Annotated in this window: 23 protein-coding genes and 3 pseudogenes; 19 read left to right on the forward strand and 7 right to left on the reverse strand. The window is 67.3% G+C overall.

The features are described from left to right. Positions 1–25 precede the first annotated feature (25 nt). Positions 26–274, forward strand: a complete 249-nt coding sequence (locus tag JK363_RS23040) for a hypothetical protein (RefSeq protein ID WP_201876898.1) — start codon at positions 26–28, stop codon at positions 272–274. 458 nt (positions 275–732) lie between these two features. On the opposite strand, the gene JK363_RS23045 is transcribed toward JK363_RS23040, so the two are convergent. Beyond that, positions 733–1,506, reverse strand: a complete 774-nt coding sequence (locus JK363_RS23045) for a glycosyltransferase family 2 protein (protein ID WP_201876899.1) — start codon at positions 1,504–1,506, stop codon at positions 733–735. Positions 1,507–1,557: 51 nt separating this feature from the next. Between JK363_RS23045 and JK363_RS23050 the strand changes: the two are divergent. Together JK363_RS23050 and JK363_RS23055 are read left to right on the forward strand one after the other, a co-directional pair. Continuing rightward, positions 1,558–1,980 (forward strand): annotated as a pseudogene (locus tag JK363_RS23050) (nucleotide sugar dehydrogenase); the annotation flags it as partial. Between the two features lie 332 nt (positions 1,981–2,312). Further along, a complete protein-coding gene (locus JK363_RS23055) occupies positions 2,313–2,918 on the forward strand; it encodes a 2'-5' RNA ligase family protein (protein ID WP_201876900.1) in 606 nt (201 codons plus the stop codon). Between the two features lie 189 nt (positions 2,919–3,107). On the opposite strand, the gene JK363_RS23060 is transcribed toward JK363_RS23055, so the two are convergent. Beyond that, positions 3,108–3,416 carry a hypothetical protein gene (locus JK363_RS23060; protein ID WP_201876901.1) on the reverse strand — a complete coding sequence of 103 codons (309 nt, stop codon included), beginning with the start codon at positions 3,414–3,416 and terminating at the stop codon, positions 3,108–3,110. 532 nt (positions 3,417–3,948) lie between these two features. Between JK363_RS23060 and JK363_RS23065 the strand changes: the two genes are divergently transcribed. The 3 genes from JK363_RS23065 (at position 3,949) to JK363_RS23075 (ending at position 6,523) form a co-directional block, all read left to right on the forward strand. Continuing rightward, positions 3,949–4,215 (forward strand): hypothetical protein, encoded by a 267-nt coding sequence (locus JK363_RS23065; protein WP_236076027.1) that lies wholly within the window; start codon positions 3,949–3,951, stop codon positions 4,213–4,215. A 287-nt stretch (positions 4,216–4,502) separates the two neighbouring features. Further along, entirely contained in the window at positions 4,503–5,867 is a 1,365-nt protein-coding gene (hisS, locus tag JK363_RS23070) for a histidine--tRNA ligase (protein WP_236076028.1), read from the forward strand. Positions 5,868–5,911: 44 nt separating this feature from the next. Then, positions 5,912–6,523 carry a hypothetical protein gene (locus tag JK363_RS23075; RefSeq protein ID WP_201876903.1) on the forward strand — a complete coding sequence of 204 codons (612 nt, stop codon included), beginning with the start codon at positions 5,912–5,914 and terminating at the stop codon, positions 6,521–6,523. 222 nt (positions 6,524–6,745) lie between these two features. Here JK363_RS23075 and JK363_RS23080 read toward each other — a convergent pair whose 3' ends face one another. Both JK363_RS23080 and JK363_RS23085 read right to left on the reverse strand, forming a co-directional pair. Then, on the reverse strand, positions 6,746–6,967 hold the full coding sequence (locus JK363_RS23080; RefSeq protein ID WP_236076029.1) for a DUF397 domain-containing protein: 222 nt from the start codon (positions 6,965–6,967) through the stop codon (positions 6,746–6,748). Next, positions 6,964–7,785, reverse strand: a complete 822-nt coding sequence (locus tag JK363_RS23085; protein ID WP_201876904.1) for a helix-turn-helix domain-containing protein — start codon at positions 7,783–7,785, stop codon at positions 6,964–6,966. Before JK363_RS23085 ends, JK363_RS23080 begins: the two co-directional genes overlap by 4 nt. Before the next feature lie 597 nt (positions 7,786–8,382). On the opposite strand from JK363_RS23085, the gene JK363_RS42645 reads away from it, so the two are divergent. The 13 genes from JK363_RS42645 (at position 8,383) to JK363_RS23145 (ending at position 18,355) form a co-directional block, all read left to right on the forward strand. Continuing rightward, positions 8,383–8,898 carry a DUF6415 family natural product biosynthesis protein gene (locus JK363_RS42645; protein ID WP_201876905.1) on the forward strand — a complete coding sequence of 172 codons (516 nt, stop codon included), beginning with the start codon at positions 8,383–8,385 and terminating at the stop codon, positions 8,896–8,898. Beyond that, on the forward strand, positions 8,895–9,314 hold the full coding sequence (locus tag JK363_RS23095) for a hypothetical protein (RefSeq protein WP_201876906.1): 420 nt from the start codon (positions 8,895–8,897) through the stop codon (positions 9,312–9,314). Before JK363_RS42645 ends, JK363_RS23095 begins: the two co-directional genes overlap by 4 nt. Continuing rightward, positions 9,311–9,904: a hypothetical protein gene (locus JK363_RS23100; RefSeq protein WP_201876907.1), complete on the forward strand. Its 594-nt coding sequence runs from the start codon at positions 9,311–9,313 to the stop codon at positions 9,902–9,904. The genes JK363_RS23095 and JK363_RS23100 overlap by 4 nt, the downstream gene beginning before the upstream one ends. Before the next feature lie 248 nt (positions 9,905–10,152). Beyond that, positions 10,153–10,890 carry a hypothetical protein gene (locus JK363_RS23105; protein ID WP_201876908.1) on the forward strand — a complete coding sequence of 246 codons (738 nt, stop codon included), beginning with the start codon at positions 10,153–10,155 and terminating at the stop codon, positions 10,888–10,890. 13 nt (positions 10,891–10,903) lie between these two features. Continuing rightward, positions 10,904–11,113: a DUF5999 family protein gene (locus tag JK363_RS42650; protein ID WP_236076030.1), complete on the forward strand. Its 210-nt coding sequence runs from the start codon at positions 10,904–10,906 to the stop codon at positions 11,111–11,113. Beyond that, complete coding sequence (locus JK363_RS23110; protein ID WP_201876909.1) at positions 11,110–12,315, forward strand: GntR family transcriptional regulator; 1,206 nt, start codon at positions 11,110–11,112, stop codon at positions 12,313–12,315. The genes JK363_RS42650 and JK363_RS23110 overlap by 4 nt, the downstream gene beginning before the upstream one ends. A 74-nt stretch (positions 12,316–12,389) precedes the next feature. After that, complete coding sequence (locus JK363_RS23115) at positions 12,390–13,298, forward strand: endonuclease/exonuclease/phosphatase family protein (protein ID WP_201876910.1); 909 nt, start codon at positions 12,390–12,392, stop codon at positions 13,296–13,298. Positions 13,299–13,581: 283 nt separating this feature from the next. Beyond that, positions 13,582–14,607, forward strand: coding sequence for a thymidylate synthase (locus JK363_RS23120; RefSeq protein WP_201876911.1), 1,026 nt, complete (start codon positions 13,582–13,584; stop codon positions 14,605–14,607). Further along, entirely contained in the window at positions 14,604–15,167 is a 564-nt protein-coding gene (locus JK363_RS23125) for a nucleoside-diphosphate kinase (protein ID WP_307821835.1), read from the forward strand. The genes JK363_RS23120 and JK363_RS23125 overlap by 4 nt, the downstream gene beginning before the upstream one ends. A gap of 23 nt (positions 15,168–15,190) precedes the next feature. After that, on the forward strand, positions 15,191–16,390 hold the full coding sequence (locus JK363_RS23130; RefSeq protein ID WP_307821836.1) for a radical SAM protein: 1,200 nt from the start codon (positions 15,191–15,193) through the stop codon (positions 16,388–16,390). Beyond that, a complete protein-coding gene (locus tag JK363_RS23135; RefSeq protein ID WP_201876912.1) occupies positions 16,387–16,989 on the forward strand; it encodes a 3'-5' exonuclease in 603 nt (200 codons plus the stop codon). The genes JK363_RS23130 and JK363_RS23135 overlap by 4 nt, the downstream gene beginning before the upstream one ends. Then, the gene (locus JK363_RS23140) at positions 16,986–17,579 is read left to right on the forward strand and encodes an AAA family ATPase (RefSeq protein ID WP_307821837.1); all 594 of its coding nucleotides are present in this window, start codon (positions 16,986–16,988) and stop codon (positions 17,577–17,579) included. The genes JK363_RS23135 and JK363_RS23140 overlap by 4 nt, the downstream gene beginning before the upstream one ends. Then, positions 17,576–18,355 (forward strand): aldo/keto reductase, encoded by a 780-nt coding sequence (locus JK363_RS23145; RefSeq protein ID WP_201876913.1) that lies wholly within the window; start codon positions 17,576–17,578, stop codon positions 18,353–18,355. Before JK363_RS23140 ends, JK363_RS23145 begins: the two co-directional genes overlap by 4 nt. An 811-nt stretch (positions 18,356–19,166) precedes the next feature. Here JK363_RS23145 and JK363_RS23150 read toward each other — a convergent pair. The 3 genes and pseudogenes from JK363_RS23150 to JK363_RS44725 all read right to left on the reverse strand — a co-directional run. Continuing rightward, positions 19,167–20,162 (reverse strand): annotated as a pseudogene (locus JK363_RS23150) (IS256 family transposase); the annotation flags it as partial. Between the two features lie 35 nt (positions 20,163–20,197). After that, on the reverse strand, positions 20,198–20,659 hold the full coding sequence (locus tag JK363_RS43875; RefSeq protein WP_307821839.1) for a dihydroxyacetone kinase subunit DhaK: 462 nt from the start codon (positions 20,657–20,659) through the stop codon (positions 20,198–20,200). Continuing rightward, positions 20,632–20,835 (reverse strand): annotated as a pseudogene (locus JK363_RS44725) (dihydroxyacetone kinase subunit DhaK); the annotation flags it as partial. The gene JK363_RS43875 and the pseudogene JK363_RS44725, both read right to left, overlap by 28 nt. Between the last annotated feature and the right edge of the window lie 721 nt (positions 20,836–21,556).

Genomic DNA, 21,556 nt, shown 5'->3' on the forward strand with positions numbered 1-21,556 from the left:
GACCGGTGCCGCCGAGTCCCTGGCCGTGCTGGCCGAAGATGCCTTCGACCGCATCATTGCCACGGGCCTCGACGAGCTCGTCGAGCCGCACGCCGCCGTGATCTGTTTGACCGGCGAACGCCGCCCCGGCCAGACCCTGCACAGCTTCGCCCTCACCCGGCTCCCGGCGACCGTCTTCACGGACCACACCGGCGATGCTGCGTCCTCGCCCACCTCGGCGACCGGCCCATCCGCCTGCCAGCGCCGCTGGACAACCTCATGCTGGAATTCGTAGCCTCCCGAGCCACCGACACACTGATCCGGCATGGGGGAGACTGGCTCTTCCCGGGACGGGCGGCAGGACGGCCAATCCACGACTCGCAACTGCTCCGACGGCTCCGCGCTCACGGAGTTAAGGCCCGCCAGGGACGCAGCACCGCGTTGTTCGCGCTGGCCCAGCAGTTGCCCACGGGGCAGTTGGCCAAGATGCTCGGCCTTCACGTCGGCGTGGCCGTCGCCTGGCAGCGTGCGAGCGGCGGCGACTGGATGGCGTACGCCGCCGATGTCGCCGCCCGCTTCGCGATCCGCACCTGTTCACAGGCAAGCGACGAGCCGGCCGACGGCAACGGTGACCCGCCGAGTCCCGCCCTTCGGGCCCAGCCGCCGATCACGCGGCACGGCCACGGGCGGGGCCCGGTCCGGCACCACCCGGAAACGGTCGCGCACCGGGCTCCCCGGGCTCGTGAACGGGTGCTAGACGCGCGACTTCCGCACCGAGTGCCATGCCGCCCCGGCCAGAGCCCGAGCCGACCGGAACACCGAGAGCTGTTCGTGCCGGCGGTACAGGGCCCAGTTGTACGGCACGAGCGACAGCTTGTTCGACGAGAGCGACCCGGCCCGCTGAGACCGGTACACGGCCAAGGGTTCCCGCAGAGCCCGGGCGGGGGTCCCGTCCCGCATGATCGACAACCAGAGCGCGTAGTCCTGCCTCTTCGGCATGTCCGGCATCAGCTTCGCCCCGACCACCCTGCGGTCGTACATGCCGGTCAGGGCGCCGATGTGGTCCTGGACCAGCATCGCGCTGTAGTCCACGCGTTCCGGCGCCCACACGACGCGCCCGTTCGGGACGAAGTCGGCGGCCTCGCCCGAGTACAGGGCGTCGACCTTGTAGTAGGAGGTGAAGGTGAGGGGCGTCCCGGCCGTCGCGGCGAAGCCGAGCTGCTTCTCCAGCTTCGTCGGGAGCCACATGTCGTCGCTGTCGAGAAAGGCGATGTAGTCACCCCGGGCCCGCGCGATGGCCAGGTTCCGGGCCTTGGCCGCGCCCCCCTGCCGGGCCGCTGCCTCCGGCAGGACCCGCTCGTCCTGCCGGGCCAGCTCTCTCAGCAGATCCATCGAGTCGTCCGAGGACGCGTCGTCGGTGATCAGCAGTTCGAGATCGGTGTGGGTCTGCGCCAGCACCGACCGAACTGAGGGCCCGAGCGTGGCCGCCGAATTGTGTACCGGCATCACCACAGAAACCAGGGGCACAGCAGTGCTCCTTACCCAGATTGGAGCCGTCATGGAAGTTGTTGTGGCGCCGGCCAAGGCTACGTGGGACTGCCGCTCGCCGTGCGCGCCGCCGAGGTGGGCCATCGCGTCGTCGGCTACGACGTGGACCCACACCGCATCAAGCGGCTCACCGCCGGCGATCCGTACGTTGAGGACGTGGCCTCCTCCCGGCTCCGTGCGGTGCTGGACACCGGGGCCTACTCCGCGACCGCCGACCCTGCCGCGCTGGCCGACTTCGACATCGCGGTGATCACGGTGCCGACCCCGCTGCGGGACGGCGTGCCCGACCTTACCTACATCGAGTCCTGCGCCCGGACCCTGGGCGAGCACCTTCGCCCCGGCGCGACCGTTGTCCTGGAGTCCACGACCTATCCCGGCACCACCGAGGAACTGCTGCTGCCGATCCTGGAGAAGGCGTCGGGCCTCAGGGGCGGGGTGGACTTCCTGGCCGGACGTGCGGCCGGTGGCGCAGCCCGATCGCGAGGTTCAAACGCATCAGCCGCGCCGCCGCCGGGTTGCCGGCCCGGTCTGCGGATCTGAGACCGGTCTCGTGCGCCTCAACCCACACGCGGTAGGGAGGCCAGCGCTAGAACAACGCCCAGCTGCGGCTCACTCCCGACGAGCCATATTTGGCCACCTCTTTTCGGCCCATCCGGAAGGGCGCGGAGCACACCGGAAGAAGTGCCGCTATGCCGATCACAGATGTTTCGTGAACGCCTCACGTGACAGGGGCTGCGGGCACTACCGTCCGGAGCGGAAGCCGACGAGATGACAGGAGCACGGCGTTGGAGAACTTCTTCGTCCCCAAGAAGATCTGGCAGGGCGGAGGCCCCTTCCCGCACGTCCTCGTGTTGCTGAGCGAGTATCCGGAGTTCCGTGAGTACGCCCGCGCCCACCACGACCTGCTCTCCGAGTACGGCGACAAGCTCGGCGTGATCCCCGAGGAGTGGCTGCACTCCACGGTCCAGGGCATCCATCACGCGATCGACGACGGCCAACTGGACAAGCTACGGGACGCCCTGCGCGTCGAGCTGGCCGGAATGGAGCCGTTCCGGGTCCAGCTCGGCCCGGTGTGGCCAGGCGTCACCGCGGTCACGGTCGCCGTCTACCCGGAGGACGTGATGGCCGAGCTCAACGGCCGCGTCCGTACGGCGATGGAGAAGGTTCCCGGCATCTCGCTGCGTGCGAAGGAGGCCAGGTTCTGGGCTCACGCGTCGTTGACCTATGCCCGGGCCGACTTCCCGGACCGTGACCTCAACCGTGCGCTGCGTGCGCTGCGGCCCCCGCGAGTGGACATCACGATCGACCGAGTCCACCTTGTCAATCAGTACCAGCGCCCCAACCTTGGCTATTACACCTGGGATGTGGTCGAAGAGGTCCCGTTCGGGTGATCCGAGGCATCTGTCGCGTCCTTCGGCCGTGAGCCGATGCCGATGGCGGACCGGGCGGCAACCTCGGCGGCGTACTCAAAAGCGCAGCTCAGGCGGCCTCAACGAAATCCCGGGCACCTTCTCGGCCGCAGTGCGGACGCGGCGGTTGAGTGCGGCCATCCCGTCCTCCGCCGGGGTAGACCGCGACGGTCACGGCGGTGATACCAGGCCATACCGGAAGGCCGAGCTGGACCTGGAACGGCTCCATGTCGGCCAACGCATCGCGGAGGTGCCGCAGAGCTGAGCCAGCTGCTCCGTGTCGACCGCGTGGTGGATGCCCTGGACCGTAGAGTGCAGCCACTCCTCGGGGATCACACCGAACTCGGCGTGCTCGGCGAGCAGATCGTGGTGGGCGCGGGCGTACTCGCGGAACTCCTCATACTCGCTCAGCAGCACGAGAACGTGCGGGGAAGGCCCTCCGTCCTTCCAGATCTTCTTGAGGGTGAAGAAGTTCTCCAACGCCGCGCTCCTGAACTTGACGTCGTAGGGCTGTAGTTCGGCAGCGTAGCGGCCGTGGCCCGCCAGCGCGTCGCGAAGGTCCTGTGATTACCGGTGCCTCGTCTGATCGCTGCTGTGTACGTACAGGACCCGTGCACCCGAGAGGAGTTGATCCTGCTCCCGGGTGATGAGCCCAGTCCGGAGGTCGCTGCGCTGGTGACCAATCCCGATGCGTGGGAGGTTCTGCCGACGGAGTGCGGGCCGGAACCGATTGCGGTTGGTGAGCCGGACCCATCCGGCCAGAAGGCCGCAGAACCGGATGCGGGCGAGACCGATGGGGACGGGCCGAAGAAGCAGACGCCGCGGCGTTCGCGGTCCTCGACGGCTTCATCGTGACCCCTGACGGGGGCCCGAGAGGCTGTCCCGTCATGATCGGCCCGCCGACAGGAGTCCTGGCGGCGGGCCGTGATGTAGCGAAGAAGGGAGCGGTGGTGGACGAGTTCCAGCGGCGTGGTTGCTGGCTCAGCTCGGGCCGGACTCGGACTCGGCGGACTTGGAGCGTCGGTTCTTCCGCCTCCGGTCGGTACAGGCGGTGGCGCTGGAGGTGCTGGGGGAGCGACGGGCGAAGCTGCTGGGCGACCCGCTGAAGGTCACCGTTGACGGCGTGGTGACCATGGACCTTCAGGAGAACCTGCGGGGCATCGAGCGGCAGATCGACCAGGTGCGTCAGACCCCAGCCCCGGACGACCCCGGCGAGGAAGAAGAAGCCGACGAGGTGATGGGCGTGACGTGGCTGACGCCGGGGCGCCGGTACCGGTAGCTATGCGGATCTTCCTGGGCGCCACGCGCACCTTGGGTAAGGGCAGCCCCAGCGATGGGCCGGGACGGCTGAAGGGCGCGTGTTGCGCCGCTGCATCAGACGGGTGGCGATGGGGCCGCGCGGGGAGCGCCGGAAAGCGGTCCAGCCAGGTTGCACCGTGGGTACCGGATCGCCTGCCTCGATCCGGTGGCCCCCGGCGACCACCGGCGGAACGGAGCCCTACCCCTCCGTGTGGGGGTCTTCGCCCGGCGGTTCGCTTAGGTCGTCGGGACACTGCTCGATGCGTTTTGCCTGCGGCGCCCGGCTTCCGGGACTATGGCCGCATGGCCTCGTTGAAGCAGTTTGAGCCCGCGTCCGGCACCCGTGATTTTCTCGCCGCTGAGCATGAGAGGCGGGAACGCGCGTTCGCGACAATCAGGGAAGTATTCGGCCGCTACGGCTTTCAGCCTCTCCAGACGCCGGCGTTCGAGCGGCTGGACGTCCTCACCGGCAAGTACGGCGACGAGGGCGACAAGCTGATCTTCAAGATCCTCCGGCGCGGTGAGCATGAGGCGACCGGCGAGGCTGACCTTGCCCTCCGCTATGACCTCACGGTGCCGTTGGCCCGCGCGGTGGCGGCCTACGGCAGCCAGCTGCCCTCCCCGTACAAGAGGTACGCCATCGCTCCGGTATGGCGGGCCGACCGGCCGGGCAAGGGACGCTTCCGCGAGTTCGTACAGTGCGACTTGGACATCGTCGGATCGTCCTCGCCGTTGTCCGACGCCGAGGTTGTCCTCGCCTTGCACGACGCCCTGGATGCGCTGGGCGTTCCGGAGTTCCGGTTCCTGCTGAACTCCCGGCACGTCCTGTTCGGCCTGTTGGAGGCGTACAACGTCCCCGAAGACCTCGGCTCCGGCGTGCTGATCACGCTCGACAAGCTCGACAAGCTCTCCCCGGAGGCTGTTGTCGGCGAGCTGGTGGCCAGCCGCGGGCTGTCGCAGGAGGTGGCACAGGGTCTGGTGGATGACCTCACTTCGCCCGACGCGGTCGAGCGGATCCGGGGCGAGCTGAAGTCCAGCGAGATGGGCCAGGCGGGACTGGCGGAGGTGGACCGGCTGCTGGAGCTGACCAAGGACGCGATCCCGGCCGAGCGGATCGGGTTCACGCCAAACCTGGTACGCGGCCTCGACTACTACACGGGGATCATCTTCGAGGTCGTCGCGCCGGGCATGCCAGGCTCGATCGCCTCCGGCGGTCGGTATGACGGGCTCATCGCTCGGCTCGGTGGCAAGGACTCCCCAGCCTGTGGCGGCTCGCTTGGCATCGAGCGGATCCTTCCGCTTCTGGAGCAGGCTGACCAGGACAGCTACTCGCAGATCGACGTGGCTGTAACGGTCATGGGCGAGGACCTGGCGGCGGACAGTTTCCGGATGGCGGCTGAAATCCGGCGCGTCGGGGTACGAACTGGTGTCTACCTGGGGGCCAGTGGGAAGTTCGCCAAGCAGATGAAGTGGGCCAGCGACCAGGGGGCCCGCTTCTGCGTGATCTACGGCAAGGCTGAGTGCGAGGCTGGCACGGTCACGCTGCGGGACATGGACAGCGGCGAGCAGGTCCAGGTCCCACTCGATCAGGTCGCCGCGGAGCTCGCGCGGCGGTGCGCACCATCCAGTTGACGTGCAGCGGGCCCTGTCCGCTGCCGACTTTCGAGGAGGAGCGGATGGGAACGCAAGGCGATCGGATCTTTGAGGTGACGGCTGAGCGCGGGTTTCCGGATCCGTGGCTCAGCTTCGGAGACTCACTGTGCGACGAGGCAGCTCTCAGCACGGAGTTAACCCGCGCGATCAGCAAGGCACGTAAGGAACCCACAGCCGAGACCCGTGCCGAGGTCGCGCGGGTCTTCCAGGCGAAGACGGCGAACCTGCGGCGCTGTGCCGGGATCCTTGACCAGGTGCTTGGTGACTACGACGCCTCGGGTATGTGGGCGGTCCTGGACGAGCGGGCTGGCAGGCTCGCTATCGAGGACGTGCTGGAGACCTGGGGGCGCACCCAGGCGTTGCACCCGTTCCCCGTCGTGCTCAAGAGCCTGGAGTTCAACTGGGGCTACATGAAGGAGCACGGCGTCCGGGCGTTCTACGAGATGACCCGCGGCTACGTCGCGCGGCTCCAGGAGAACACCGACCGCTGGCATGACGCCTGGCAGGGCGAGGTCGAAACCGGAGTGGTGGACCGCATCACGTCCATCGAATGCGACTTGGCGAGCATCGAGGCGCCGATGCACTGCGACGTGTGCAAGAAGACGATCACGGCGCTGCTGTACCTCGACGAGTAGCCAAGGGAAGGTGGAGCGAACGCTCCTGCTGGTCCAACGCGCTGCGCCCACGCCTCCGAGGTCGGAGGCGTGGGCGCAGCGGTTTGGGAAGCCAACTTGGGCACAGTGTCGTTACTGTGCCTGCTGGGAAGGCTTCTCACGGTGACTCCCGGCTCGGTACCTACTCACCAGGCGCCGATCTGGGAGCCACCGTTACTGGAGGCCTCACCCCTGGGCAAGGTGTCAGTCGACACCGGGGCTCTGGATGGCGAAGGCGATGAATGCCGCCCATCCTTGTGGTGACACGGTGAGGTTTGGGCCGCTGATGTCCTTTGAGTCCCGTACGTGGATGGCGTTGGGTCGGGCTGCGACCTCAACGCACTGCCCACCGTTACTGCCGCTGTAGCTGCTCTTGACCCAGGTGAGGTCGTCGCAGGCGTGCATCGTGGCCTGCTCGATGGTCATAGATTCCCCGCCAGTTCTTCGATGAGCTTCACTGAGTCCTCCGCATTGAGGGCTTGGCCCCGGATGATTCCATACCGTCCTTCGAGCGATCGGACCTTGTCCGGAGCTGCGATCCAGTCGCTCCCCGCTTGCCCTTCCACGTATCCAAGCCGCTTGCCCTCAGCTGTCTCCAGAAGCGTGAGGGGGCCATCGAAGCCAGCGTGCGTCTCGCAGGCCGTTGGCAGCACCTGAATTGTTACATTCCGCATGCGAGCGCACTCGATCAGTTTATTGAGTTGGCCCTTGAGCGCCGACTTCCCTCCGATCGGACGCCGTAGTACCCACTCCTCGATGACGAAGCTGAGCATGCAGGTGGGCTTGCGGGGTAGCAGGGCTTGTCGCTCTAGTCGGGCAGCGACTCGGGCCTCGACCTCCTCGTCGTCGAGAGTCGGATGGTGGGCGCTCAGTACTGCATGGGCGTAAGCCTCGGTCTGTAGCAACCCATTCACCACGTGGGTGTCGTAGATGTCGATGCGGAGGGCGCTGGCTTCAGCCTGAACGTACTCCTCGAACCACTCGGGGAAGAGGTACTGGTTGGACAGATGTTCGCCTACGACCACTAGGACACCATGGGCCTGGAGTGCGGTGTCGACAGCCTCGATGTAGTCCGGCTGTGCTCGGCGTTCGCCCCTTTCGATCTTTCGCACGAGGTCAACGGAGTACGGGATCTTGTCGCTCAACTCCTGGGTGCTCAGCCCTCGAACTTCGCGGAGGCGCTTCTGTTGGGCGCCGAAGATGACGTAGCTCGGCGGCCTGTCATCCTTGTCCTCGCTGGTCAACGGTCTCCTCCTTTCGACTATGGCCCTGCGGCGGGACAGGGCAGTACAAAGTCCTACCGCAGGAGCCCAGTTCGCTTTGTCCACCGGGAAGAGCTACCGATCCTGGCTCTCCGTCACCAGTGTGTGACACATGATCTCCAAACCTCATCTAACGCAAACGACCTTTGTGCCGGGAGCGTTGGAGGGTGACCAGGGTCCGGTGCATGAGGGGCCGGTGTGGCTGCCTTCCAGCGGAGTCCATATGGTGCGGGCGGGAGCCCACTTCGATGTGGTCCGCGTCCCCGGAGAACGCGGGATCGCCACAGCAAATGATCTGTGCGCGACGGCTCCGGGGCGCAGCGGACCGATCCTTCGGCAGCTACTCGGCACGGATGTCACCCTCTTCTTCGTGATGCCGGACCCGCAGGAGACCGTTAAATGGCCTCCTGGCATCAGGGAGCTTCGGAAGGACGAGACCGTACGACTGCCTGCCCTCGGAACCAATGACAGCGGCAGTGAGTGGGTGGCTTGTCCTACAGCTGCCGCTCCATATGTCGACCGACGAGCACTTCAGGCAGTGCTCATCCGGGCGACCGGCTGGACCCCGGTGGAGGGGGCGTGAATCTCCATCGGGGCACAACATCGCGGCGCTCGACGGTGCAAGTGGCGGTCGGCCAGACCAGTGGGCTTCTGCGGCGTCAGGCCAAGCAACTGGACGTCGAGACCACTCGCTTGGCTTCTCCCGAGACTGTTCGTGCGTGCATCACTCCCCTGCACAACTCGTTCATCTACGACGAAGGGATCGCTGACGACCTGGACACGGCCTTCGGCTTGCAGTCGGCCCTGCTCACCATGGAGGACGTACAGGAGCTGGCGCCCCGCATCGGCCGCCATCTGCGTCAGTTGCAGAACATCGCTGTCCAGCGTGGCGCCGGAGCCCTGAGTCCGGAACTCACGGCGATTGTGGAGCGAGCACAGCGGCTCAAGGTCGAGCCCCCGCCTACCGATCTCGCATCAGCCCGGGGACATGTGCGTCGGCTGGCGCTGGCGGTCGAAGAAGTGCTTGGGGTGCTGGCAGCCGAGACGACCGACACCGCTGGCTCCACCCACGTCGAGGAACGGTGGTCAGCATGACGCTGCCCCGCGGCTACTGGTGCCAGGTGATCTACACGGAACCGGATCGGCCCGACGCCGTAGTGCTGAGCACGACAACCGGCTTCCCCGGCCGCGCGGTCACCTGGCTCAGGACGACCGCACGGAACGTCGCCGTCGACCTGGATCGCGAAGCCTTCGGCACCGTGTGGGCCTGGCTCGGCGATCACCAGGGCGCCGGCATGGTCGTCAAGGATCTGCACAACGGCATCCCTTATACCGCCCGACTGGGCAGTAGCGAACGCCCGATGTGGCTCGTAGTCCATCCCGTCTCGTGCCTGCCTCTCTTCGATGTCTGCACCCGACCGCGCGCCTTATCCGTTCCCAGCCAGGCCGGGGTGCTTCGTAGTCAGGCGGCGAGCCCTCTGCACTGTCCTGCCAACCGGAGGTCCGCATGAGCACCCTGCCCATTACGCTCCCGTCGAGTGACCGAGCGGCTCTGGTGACGGCAGCGCACGAGCTACGGTCCGCTCTGCACCAGGCCGGGATCAACGGCCCGAGTCCCGTGATCGGGCTGCACGGCGCTCTCATCGGGCTGAGCGCCGTCAACGCCCGTGAGGCCGCTGAGCTGACCCGATTGATCCGCAAGGGCCTGCGAGAAGCCTTCAAGGTTGCCCGTCGGCTGCGAGAGGTGGTCCTCGCGCACGACCTTGACTTGCCGGACCTGAAGGTGGATGGCGGTCGCATCATGCTCGGCGAGGTATCCGTCCCCACCGCCGCACAGCTCGCCATCCTGCTCGGCGCCCCGCGGGAGGAAGTTGAGGCCGGAGCCGACGCGACGGAATGCGCGGCCAGGTGGGCACACCAGGTGCGAGTGCGTGACCTGCTCTCCGACTCCTACGAGGCCATCGCCGAGTGCATTCTCGCCGATGTATACGCCCACCCGGACTGCATCCGATGCAACCACGAGCCCAGCATCGAGCTCGGCTCGATAGACGTCGAGGCCGCTCGGCGTCTGCTGGCAGCCCTTCGGGCCGCCCTTCCCTGAGCCGGTCGCCGGTGCGGACCGGAAACGACACACCGGCGACCTTTCCAAGTGGGTCCTCTCAGTCCCGCGCGGCCACCGTGCACGCGCCCGTACGGCCGCCCCGGGACGCCCCCGGAGAGGACGGCGCCACTGCCCAGCCACGCCGACGCTGGGAGCTGGCGCCCCAGCCGCCCTCGCCCGCAGTCACCGAGCGGCGGCTGGCCACGCCCCTTCCTCCACCCCACACCACCGCATCGAGGAGATCGGCCATGCCCCCCGTGCCCACCCGTGACGCTCCGGCGGTACCCGGCGTGCCGTGGATTGCGACCTGGAGCCGTGAGCGCATCAGCACCAACCTGCTGGAGAGTCGCCTGCCCGGGGGGCTGTTCTACTTCAACGAGGGCCCCGGCGATCGCGACAAATTCGGAGCCCTGTGGGCCCGGCAGGCGCAGCGCATCGGACACGGTGCCGCTGAGCTGGCCGGGATCCATCCGCGCCGTCAGCGGCAGGCCATGGAACAGCTGCTGTGCCAGGTGTGCGGGCTGGGGGCTGACACCAGTGAGCTGGGCGTGCTGTGGATGGAGCCCGTCGTACCCGGCGCCTCCATCTGTCCGTCGTCCACCCACCCACCGGTCTGCGTGCCGTGCGCCATGGAGTCGCGTGAGCGGTGCCCCCGGATCAGGCGGACCGGCGTGCACATCTTCCGCGTCGCGAGCCCCATGCCCGAGGGCGTCATTGGCACCCACTACTACCCCGGCCTCGACGGCACGCTCGTTCCCGATGGGTCGATGGAGGTGCGCTACGAAGACAGCGAGGTGAAGTGGGTCCTAGCGCATCAGATGATCACGGCACTCACCGGGATCACCCCGGTCGACCTCGACGAGGAGTACGCCCGCTACCTGGCCACTGACCCAGAGCCGAGAGTCGCCTCCGTCCGCAGCACGGCGTCTCGGCGGTGCCCTCGTCAGGCGATCTCCGACCACCGCACGACGTCTCCCACTACTTAGGAAGGACTTGCTCATGTGTTCGCACACACCGCGGTGCCCGGCCGCCGACGCCACCGACGCGGGCGCAGCCCATCCCATTTCCATCCACTTTGATCAGGGTTGGGTGCTCCTGTGTAACGGCCTCGTGGTCTTTGACGACACCGGCCAACTTCGGCCCGATCTGAAGGTCGTCCCGCCCCGCCGCGTCGCGGCTCCCTCCCAGACGGAGAAGGCTGCGGCGTGAGCATCCAGGACCAGGAGCACACAGCCGAGCCCAGCTCATCCCCCGCGGACTCCGCAGGCACCCGCCGCGCGTTGCGCGCTGACCTGCTGCGCGTGGGGAAGATCGGCGGCGCGAGGTCCGCGACTTCATCCGCGGCCGTGATCGAGGGCCACGCCCTTATCGACCGGCGCACCGGTGTGTGGGTGCCGCTGGCCGAGCGCCGCCGACAAGCCGCAGCAGGTTCACCAGCGGACCAGGCCCGGTGGGACCGGCTGATCGAGGCGGTCACCCGCCCTACGCAGCCGACCGAGGTCTCGTACGAGAAGCTGGTCGTGCGCGTGGGCAGTGCCCGAGATCTGCTACGCACCCTGGCTGACACCCTGCCGCCATTCGTGCCAGTCGCAGAAGTCGCTCAGCGGATCGAGCAAAGGGTCGAATCCGGTACCTACCCTCCTGGCGCCGTCCTGGCACCAGGCCGGATCGCAGCCGACCTGGGCCTCCCTCTTCAGAGCGTCCATCTGGCCTTATCTGATCTCGCTGGCAAGGGCGTGATCGAACAGCAGGCGAACTGTCGCGCACGGGTACCAGGAGCAAACCCCTTCAACGACAGGCCCCGCCAGCTCGCTCAACTCCTGCGGGCACTGGCAGCAGGAGGGGCCTTCCCTCCCGGCACCGCGCTGCCGGGCCGACGGGAGCTGTGCCGCATCCTGGTCACCGGGGACAAACCGTTCGCCGCCGCACTGCGTCTTCTGTTCCAGGAGGGGCTGCTGGAGCGTGATGTCCGCCAGCGGCTGACCGTGCGTCGAGGCTCCGTGAAGCGAACCGACCCGCCGAAACTTCCCGCACCAGCAGGGCACGTGAAGAGTCTCCGCGACGACGAGATCCCAGAAGCGGCCCGTAGGACGCGCGCCTGGTGGAACGCACGGCTCTCACCAGCGCCTGCCGCACTGGATCAGGTCATCGACCAGCTCGGCGCGACAGCTCATCAACTGGTCGACCGGGCCCAACCTGGCTCCGTCCCGCCGAGCACCGCGCAGCAGCAGTTGTCGGCCCTCGTCGCGCGCACGGCCATCACGGCCGCTGCGGTACACCATCCGCACTTCGAACTCCGGCTGTGGCACGCAGCATGCCTGGCTACGGCCGTGTGCGACCTGCTGGCCCTCCTCGACGACCTTGACGCCAGCCGTCCGAGCAGGCGCACCGCGATGCCCCCCTTGCTGTGAAGCCCCGAGTCATCCCCTGCTTTGCGTAGTTGCCCGTCCGTCCAACGATCAACCTGACGACGAGAGAAGCGGTCATGCAAATCACCGTCCTGTGCTGGAACTTCGAACGCAACGGTGCAGACGACCCGGCCAAGCGTCTACGAGCACACGAGAAGTTGGTGTCCCTCAACCCGCACCTCGTGTTCCGACAGGAGATGTGGGGCGCGGACGCCAACGGCAACGCGATCATGTACGAACTGGAAGACGTGCTCGGCCTGCGCGGCTGGCTCGGCCCCCAGTCATGCACCGCAGTCTTCGCCGACCCGCGCGTATTCCGGACACTGCGGGAGTGGCCGAACACCGGCCCCATGTGGGTGCTGCCGCCGACGGCGCTGACCATGCGCTACCTGCCCGCCGGGAACGAAGCGATACCCCTTGCAGTGGCCTCGTACCACCTCAACTACGCCTCGCCCACGAACCGACTTGCCGAGGCCGAGTGGCTGTCGACCTGGGCCGACAAGAAGTGGACCACCCCGGACGGCGAAACCGTCCGCATGCCAGCCCTCTTCGGCGGAGACAACAACGGATACCCGGCCCCCGGCCTCGACGGCGACCTGGCATTGCCTGAGCTGGCGAAGATCAACGACCAGCCGCACCGCCTGCACCGCTCCTATATCGGCCCGAACGGTACCCGGCTCATGGACACCCGCCCGGACGAGGCGCTGCGCACCGCCGGCATGGAGGACGTCGCCCGCCAGTGGGCCACGGCGCGAGGCGGCGACAAGACCGCCGTCTCCCGCACGGTCAACGCCTGCGAGACACACGGCCCCGACTCGCGCATCGACAGGATCTACGTCACCACCGACCTGTTGGATGCGGTGACCGGCGTCGACGTCATCGAGGTCCCCCTAGATCTCTCAGACCACCACATCGTCCGACTCACCCTGGACGGCGAACGACTCTCCGACATTCTCAACCGCCAACCCATTGAGGTTGCCGCATGACGACGGTGACACCCCCGTCGCAGCGACCTGGGACGCCTACGCCGCCGACGGACGCGGCTATCACACCACCACCTGCACCGACCTGGCCTGCCACGTGCTCGGCACGCCACGCACGCTCGCCCGGCTGTCCGTCTGCCTCAGGCGCGGATTGTCGGGCGTAGCAAGACCCAGCCCGGAGATGACCCTGGCGCCTACCCGTGCACGTGGAGCGCCTCGCGTCGGGACTGGACCGCGCAACCAGAACGCCCATGGCAAACGGCGACGGCCCTGACCTGGAGAGTGCATGCTTACGAACCCAACGTTCCGCAGCGTCGAAGGCGCGTACCTGGCTCTGCTCAGGCTCGCGACCGAAGAGCACGAGCACCACATCGCTGCACGCGGCAATGACGCGCGCGAGGTGATCGGAGTCGGCTTCCGGCTGCCTGATCCCCGCCAGCGGCTGCCGTACCTGTCGCAGCGCAAGGCCAACCCGATCTTCCAGTACGCGGAGGCGCTGTGGTACCTCGCTGGCCGCCGCGACCTGGAGATGATCAGCTACTACGCCCCCACCATGCGCTCCAGCTCATCCGACGGTGTGAACCTCGGCGGCTCCGCGTACGGGCACACACTGTTCACCCCGGCCGAAGGGGACACCGTCTCACGGTTCGACCGAGTACTGGGGCTGCTGCGTACCGAGACCGACAGCAAGCGCGGCTACCTGCCCGTGTTCTCCGCAGCAGAGCTCGCCATCAGCGACAACCCGGACATGGCATGCCTGGCCGGCTTGCACCTCCTGGCGCGCGGCGGACGGCTGCACATGGTGTGCAGCATGCGGGCCAACGATCTCGACTGCGGCCTGCTGTCCGACGTCTTCAGCTTCACCATGATCCAGGAGTACGCGGCCATCCAGCTCGGCCTTGAGCTGGGCACGTACACGCACTTCATCGGCTCGGCACACGTCAACGACCGCAACGCCGCCCGCGTCAAGCGGGTCCTCAACGAAGCCGACTGCCGACGGGCGCCCGTCCACTTCCAGTTCCCGGCCATGCCGGACAACACCACCGCGACGACCGTGGCAGATGTCCTGGAGCACGAAGAGGCGCTGCGCAGGAACGAGATCCGCTACAGCACACAGCTCATCCAGAAACTGGACATGGACCCGTATTGGCAGCAGGCGGTGCTGCTGTTCGAGGTCTACCGGCAGATCCAGCACGACGAAGCTGTGGCCGTCGATCCTGACATCCTGGCTGCGCTGCACCCGGGCTTGCGCTGGCTCGTCGGCCACCGCTGGACCGCGTGCGCTACCGCACTTGGCGGGGGTGCGCAGTGAGCCGGAAGCCGCCGAGTGGCGCCGTGGTGGAGGGCATCGACTTCGGCCGTTGGGTCGTCATCCTGTGCAAGCCGGACGCCGTCGAACGCGGGCTGGTCGATGCTGTGCTGGACCGGATCGCGGCCGAGGGTGCCACGGTCAGCGGTCGGCGCGAGGTCACCGCACAACCGTGGCAGGCCCACGTCCACTACTGGGACCTCCTGGTGGACGCCGACTGGTACCCCGATCGCGACATCCCCGCATGCCTGGACGACACATATGTCGGGCGCCGGGTCGCGGTCGCCCTCGCCTACGGCGAACCGGGCATCCACGCCTGGCTGCGGCGTCTTCTCGGTCACTTCGACCCGACGCAGGCCGAGCCCGGCACGATCCGAGGCGACCTCGGCAACGACAGCCTTGAAGCCGCACTCGCCGAGAAGCGCCTCGTACGCAACCTCGTGCACACCTCGGACGACCCCGACGCCGCGCGACGTGACTTCGGCACGTGGTTCGGCGCCGACCGCCGAGCCCTACTGACGTCGCCGAGGATCCCGCTCCAGCCCACCCCCGCCGACAACTGATCCCCCGCTTCCTGGAGGTTCCCGTGAACGCTTCCCCCGAGCTCGCCGCGGTTCCACGTCGTCCGCTGCCGATCCTGACGCCGCAGCAGATCAGCGCCCTGAAGCCCGAACTGGCGGACGTGATCGAATACCGCAAATCAGGGCTGTCACTGAACTGGATCGTCGGCTGCCCGATTGATTGCGTGTACTGCGTGCGGCATCTGTTCGACAACTTCGAGATGAAGGTCCCGCGGCGTCTGATGAGCGACGAGGAAGCCGTCGCCGCCCTTGTCTCGCACCGGTACTTCCGCCCGCACAAGACGCCCATCCAGCTCCTGAACCGGGCGACCGACCCCATGCTGCCGGTCGTCAAGCCGCACCTGTTCAACGTGCTGCGGCACCTGGATCAGCAGGGCCTGACCAACCACGTCCTGATCATCACCCGCTGGCGCATCGCCCCAGAGGACTGCGTCGTCCTCAACAGCTTCAAGAACCTCCGGCTGACGGTGCTGGTCACCCACTCGGGCATCGACAACGAGAAGATCGAGCCGGTCGACTCCAACATCGCGGCGGAGAGCCTGCGGACCCTCTATAAGCACGCCGAGCGGTACCGCACCGTCCTGTACTGGCGGCCGATCGTGCCCGGCCTCAACGACAGCGACGCCCACCTGGCGCGTGCACGCGAGCTTTCCGTGCACGCCCACGCCACGGTCTTCACCGGCCTGTTCTTCCGCAAGGAGATCGCCGACTACTACCAGGCGCATGGGCTGTCCATGCCGTACGACGATACGGCCCGGCGCAAGATCATGCCCGAGGTGGCGGAGAAGCGAATCCTGGACTATTTCCACACCCCTGAGTACACCGCCGCGCCCTGGGGCGCCCTGTTCCGCAAGACCTCCTGCGCGGTCGCCTACGCCCACGGGGAGGCCGACTACAACGGTCATTACGGCATCAGGGAACTGTGCAACATCTGCCCCGAGGAGCAGATCGCTCTGTGTAGGTCGGCCTGGGTCAAGCCCGACCTCGCCGAAGTCACCGATGAGGCCCGAACCCTCGGCGCGACCGGGGAGGTTGAGGTCACTGACCGTGCCATCGTCGTGGAGGGACTGGATGAGCCGCCGCGCTACTACCTGCAGCACGGGTTCGGCTACCAGTGCCACGACCGTGCCAAACCTCACCACTACCGCCAGCACGGCCGCGCACCGATCGGCTGGCTGGCGGAGGACGGACCTAAGACCGCATGAATTTCTCCTCCTGGCCCTCCTTGCTCGTCGTTGACGTTGAAGGCAACGGGACCACGCCGCCCGACCTCGTCGAGGTCGCCGCCCTCCCCATCCGTGAAGGCCGCCCCGACAAGAGCACCGCTGGAGCGTGGCTGACCCGGCCGAACCGTCCGATCACCTCCTTCGCCACCAAGGTCCACGGCCTGACCAACGACATGCTCGCGGGCAAGCCCACCTGGGAGGAGATCGCCAACCAGGTCCACGACTTCCTCGGCACCTCGTGGATCTGCGCCCACAACGCACACGTGGACTACCGGGTGCTGAAGGCGCACCTGCCGAAGTGGGAGCCGGCCGGAGTCCTCGACACCCTCCGACTCGCCAAGGCCACCCTGCCGGAACTGACCGGCTACAGCCTGGACGCCCTCATCGGGCACGTGCAGCCGGACCTGAGCGAGGCCCCGGCCCAGCGGCACCGGGCCACGTTCGACGCCTTCGCCACGGCGCAGCTCCTGATCGCCATGGCCCGCCACTACAACGCCTGGGACCAGCTCGTCGCTGCGGCCGTGCCGCCCGGCCTGCCCGGTGCCCCCGAACCAGAAAAGGACCCCGGCCTGTGGTGACCCAGAAACCCATCCGTATCGGGGTGCTCGGCACCCACTCGACCGGCAAGACGACGCTGCTGAAGCGGATAGAGATGGAGCTGCGGAGCCACGGGGTGACCGTGGCTCGCACGAGCCGTCTGGCCAAGCGTGCCGCTGGCATCGGCCTGCCGAAGATGCAGCACCACACCGCGATGTCCACCGAGTGGATCGTCACGCAAGGCATCGCCGACGAGATCGCGGCCGCCGCGCGGGGCGCCGAGGTTGTCCTTGCCGACCGGGCCTGTCTCGACGCCCTCGCCTACTTCCAGGCGGCGCTCGAATTCCGCGGCGAACACCTTCACCGGCTGGAGAGGGAGCGCCTGCGACTTCTCACCTCCACGCAGCTCCCGAAGTACCACCTTCTCCTCGCCACCGTGCTCGACCCGGACGTACCGGTAGACGACAGCCACGACTACGACGCCCGCTACCGCCTCCTGGTCGACCGCCACGTGCATGGCCTCCTCGCCGACGACGAGATCGAGCACCAGCGGGTCACCAGCGCCCCGGACAGCCAGACCCGCGCCATCGAGCGCGCCCTTCAGCTCTGCCTTCAGGAGGCCGCCGTATGACCGCCACGCCGCCCGCGGGCGCCATCACCATCGCCGGGAAGTCCGTCTCCCGGCTCGGTTTCGGCACCATGCGCTTGACCGGCCCCGGCATCTGGGGCGACCCCACCGACCGCGACACCGCGCTCAGCGTGCTTCGGCAGGCCGTGCACACCTACGGCATCACCCACATCGACACCGCGGACGCCTACGGCCCACACACCGTCGAGCACCTGATCCATGAGGCCCTGTACCCGTACCCGGAGCACGTGCTGATCGCCACGAAGGTCGGCCTGCTCCGTCCCGCCCCGAACGTGTGGGCGCCGCACGGCCACCCCGCCTACCTGCGGGCCTCCGTCGAAGCGAGCCTGCGTCGCCTGGGCGTCGAGCGCCTGGAAGTCTGCTACCTCCATCGCATCGACCCAGAAGTGCCAATCGCCGACCAACTCGCGGTGATGAAGGCCCTGCAGGCGGAAGGCAAGATCGGACACATCGGCCTGTCGAAGGTCACCCCCGAGGACATCCGATTGGTGAGCAAGGAGCTCACGATCGCGGCCGTGCAAAACGTTCTGAACATGACCGACCACTTCGACCCCGCGCTGGAGCTCTGCGGAGAGCTGGGCATCCCATACGTGCCCTACCGGCCGTTCGACGCCGGCACCCTGGCCCAGGCGCACGGAGTCGGCGCCCCGCTGCACTGGCTGCTCAACCTCGGCGATCACGTCGCCCCGATCCCCAGCACCAGCAAGCCACAGCATCTCGAACAGATCGTGGCCGCCGTGACGGGCGAGGCCCGCTGATGCCCATGATCACGGCACCAGTCATCCCCACCGCGCGCAGCGGCGCCCCGGTGCGGAAGACAGCCCCGTACGAGAATTGGAGACCGCCGGTCATCGGGGTGTCCTTACTCGTCCCCGTGGGACCTGACGCTCTCGTGGTCGCTGACCTACTCGGCAGCACAATGCTGCCCACCGGATGCGTGTACGACGGGCAGACGCCCGAGCAGGCAGCCCAGGACGTTCTTCGTGGCGCTCCAGACTGCCTCCCCCTCCTGCGTCGTGTCGCCCTGGCCTGGGCGCAGATGCGGCGCAGGAAGGTCATCACGCACGTGCTGGCGACTGCGCCGATGACCCGCGAAGCCGTCGGGCACCTGACCTACCGCGACCCTCGGGCAGACATGCGCGTGCTGCCCACCATGCGCGTCCTCAATGAGCTCACCGAGGCAGGGAGACTACGGGCGCTGGTCGCGCTACAGGCCCTTGCCACCGGCGAGACCGCCTATATCGAAGGGGGAGTTGTGCGCCCCTCCGCACCCTCAAGCCTCACCCAGGGCCCGTGAGGGCCCCTCGGGAAGACGGCCTCACCGACTACGCCGCCATGACGCTCAGCCTCACGGTCGTCAAAACTCGCCCTGAGCGCACGTGAGCGCACTACTGCCAGTAGCGCACCCGCAGTTGGCTGATCGAACGGGACCGAGAGCCCGCCGTCGGGCACACGGCACTCTTTCAGCCAATCGCCACCAAGATCCAGGCCCGGTGTCTCCGATGGGACCTGTCCGCACCCCATGGGACGCCGGGCCCCGACGTCGTCTGAAATCGAGCGCGTTCGATTCCGGTACGGCGCCAGCAGTTCGTCGACATCGTCGGTGATCTTTTTGACGGCCTTAGGCCACTTCGTGCCGTAGGTCTTCTCGAACGCCGCGACGGCTTTGACCGCGTGGTCGCGGTCCTCGGCGTTGTAGATGTCCTGCAGCGCCTTTCGCGCGCCGGACTGGGCCGACTTCGGGATCGCGTTGAGCACATTGGCCGTTTTGTGAACCCAGCACCGCTGGTGGCGGGCCTCGGGGAACACCTCTGCCAGGGCTTTCCAAAAGCCCAGTGCTCCGTCGCCGACCGCGAGGACCGGAGCGCGCATTCCGCGCCGTGCGCAGTCACGCAGCAGGTCGGCCCAGGACTCGGCGGACTCGCGGTAGCCGCCGGCCATCGCGATCAGCTCCTTGGTGCCGTCCGCGCGCACGCCCATGACGACGAGCACGCAGGACTTCGTCTCGGCCAGGCGGATCCGCAGGTGGATGCCGTCGGCCCATACGTAGACGTAGTCCGTTGCCGACAGGTCGCGCTCGCCGAATGCCTGCTGATCGGCCTGCCACTGCGTCGTCAGCCGGGTGACCGTAGCGGGCGAGAGGCCGGCGGAGGAGCCGAGGAACTGCTCCAGAGCGGGCACGAAGTCACCCGATGACAGGCCGTGCAGGTAAAGCAAGGGCAGCACCTCGCTGATCTTCGGGGACTTGCGGGCCCAGGGCGGCTGGATCGCCGAGGAGAACCGCATGCGCTCCCTGGTCGTCTCGTCGACGCGCCTGTCATTGACCCGCGGGGCCTTGACCTCGATCACCCCGGCCGCGGTGGTGACCCTTCTCGGCTGGTGGTAGCCATTGCGCACGACCAGACGCCGCCCGGAATCGTCCCGTTGATCTGCCAACTCGGCTATGTAGGCGTTGACTTCGGCTTCCAGCGCGGCGGCCAGCATCCGTCGTGCACCCTCGCGGACGATCTCGTCAATCAGGGAGCCGTGTGGTGTCGTTCCGTCTTCGTTGACTACCGTGAGCACGGGCGTGCCTTCCCGACCGACGCGCCAACGTCGGCCTACTCGATGACCATCACAGGATCATTCGGGAAGGTACGCCCTTCGCGCGCCAACCCGAGGTTGATCCACAGGTCTTGAGCATTGCTCGCATCTACGACGCGCTGACCCATGTTTTCGAGGTGGGGCAATGACGCGCCTTGCGCTGCGAGGACGCCGACGATCCTCTCCACGACAACGGCGGCAGCTGTGCCCCGTCGGCCGGGGCTGGTCTCCTGGGCAGGGAGGGCTGCGTCATCGTCGATTAGGACCATGGCGGCGTTGTGACCTTCTTCGGCGGCAATCTCTGCGGCGAGGCGGAATTTGATCACGTCACCGGTGTAGTTCATTACCAGGAACAGCACTCCTGCGCCGGTGTCAGCAAGAGTTGCTGCGGTGGCGATCTGGGTCTGCGGTGGGGGAGGCGAAAATGTCGCCGAGAACGGCTGGTAAGCATGCCTTCTCCGACGAATCTGGCATGCAATGGCTCATGTCCTGAGCCGCCTCCGGAAATCACAGCTTCTTTCCCTGCGGGCAGCGGTCTGCGTGGGAGGCATAGCCGGTGGGCGAGATCTACGCGGACGATGTCGGAGTGGGCTTCAGAGAGCCCGGCGAGCATGTCGCCTACGACGCTGTCCGGGGAATTAAGAATCGTCTTCATGGTCGAGACCGTTCACGGCTGATGCAGCGGGCTGCAGTGAGGCTGGCATGAGGGCAATCGCAGTGGCGATGTAAGACGCCACCACCAGCTCCGTTGCGGGTGCGAATGTTTCACGTAGACGACACCGCAGAACCGTGAAGAGCGGAAGCCCGGGCACTTCGAGTTTGCGTGCACTGGCATGGAGCGAAAGCGGCTTATCGATGGGTGACGGTGGAGATTCACGGCTGAACCGTCGAATCACAGTGAGCTGCATGAGGTTGGGGGAGTCACCCATAACCCTGGACGTGAAGGGGGAGGTTGCGATTGAGGTCGGGTGATTACACCCGAAGGTGTGATTCCGCTCTTGATGAATTCCACGGTGTTGTGGTCGCACCCTAATTGCGAACTGCGGCGGAGGTACTTTCATGGCGCCCATCATTTTCGCGGTCGTGCTTCTTCTACCGTTTTCCATCACGAGCGCACCGATCGCGTTGGGTGTGGCCCGCGCATGGGTACAGCCTGGGCGCGGTCGTCATCGACGCGTCACTCGCCATTACGCGAGACGAGGGGTGCGGCGATGACTGGCGCTGCGGATGAGAGACAAGCCTCAGTGTGGCGGTGGAGTGGCCGTAGCGCCGAGGCTGCGGCGTCGGCCCGCGTAGCCCTGCGAAATGCTTTGGCCCAGTTGGGACTACCTGACGGGATGGTGTGCGATGTGACACGGGCGGCCTGGGAGCTGACC

It is taken from the genome of Streptomyces coffeae, assembly GCF_016741875.1.
Lineage (GTDB): Bacteria > Actinomycetota > Actinomycetes > Streptomycetales > Streptomycetaceae > Streptomyces > Streptomyces coffeae.

Coding starts and splice junctions, on each gene's coding strand:
- JK363_RS23075 (WP_201876903.1), top strand. CDS start 5,912: ATGGGAACGCAAGGCGATCGGATCTTTGAGGTGACGGCTGAGCGCGGG.
- JK363_RS23080 (WP_236076029.1), bottom strand. CDS start 6,967: ATGACCATCGAGCAGGCCACGATGCACGCCTGCGACGACCTCACCTGG.
- JK363_RS23095 (WP_201876906.1), top strand. CDS start 8,895: ATGACGCTGCCCCGCGGCTACTGGTGCCAGGTGATCTACACGGAACCG.
- JK363_RS23100 (WP_201876907.1), top strand. CDS start 9,311: ATGAGCACCCTGCCCATTACGCTCCCGTCGAGTGACCGAGCGGCTCTG.
- JK363_RS23105 (WP_201876908.1), top strand. CDS start 10,153: ATGCCCCCCGTGCCCACCCGTGACGCTCCGGCGGTACCCGGCGTGCCG.
- JK363_RS42650 (WP_236076030.1), top strand. CDS start 10,904: ATGTGTTCGCACACACCGCGGTGCCCGGCCGCCGACGCCACCGACGCG.
- JK363_RS23115 (WP_201876910.1), top strand. CDS start 12,390: ATGCAAATCACCGTCCTGTGCTGGAACTTCGAACGCAACGGTGCAGAC.
- JK363_RS23120 (WP_201876911.1), top strand. CDS start 13,582: ATGCTTACGAACCCAACGTTCCGCAGCGTCGAAGGCGCGTACCTGGCT.
- JK363_RS23135 (WP_201876912.1), top strand. CDS start 16,387: ATGAATTTCTCCTCCTGGCCCTCCTTGCTCGTCGTTGACGTTGAAGGC.
- JK363_RS23145 (WP_201876913.1), top strand. CDS start 17,576: ATGACCGCCACGCCGCCCGCGGGCGCCATCACCATCGCCGGGAAGTCC.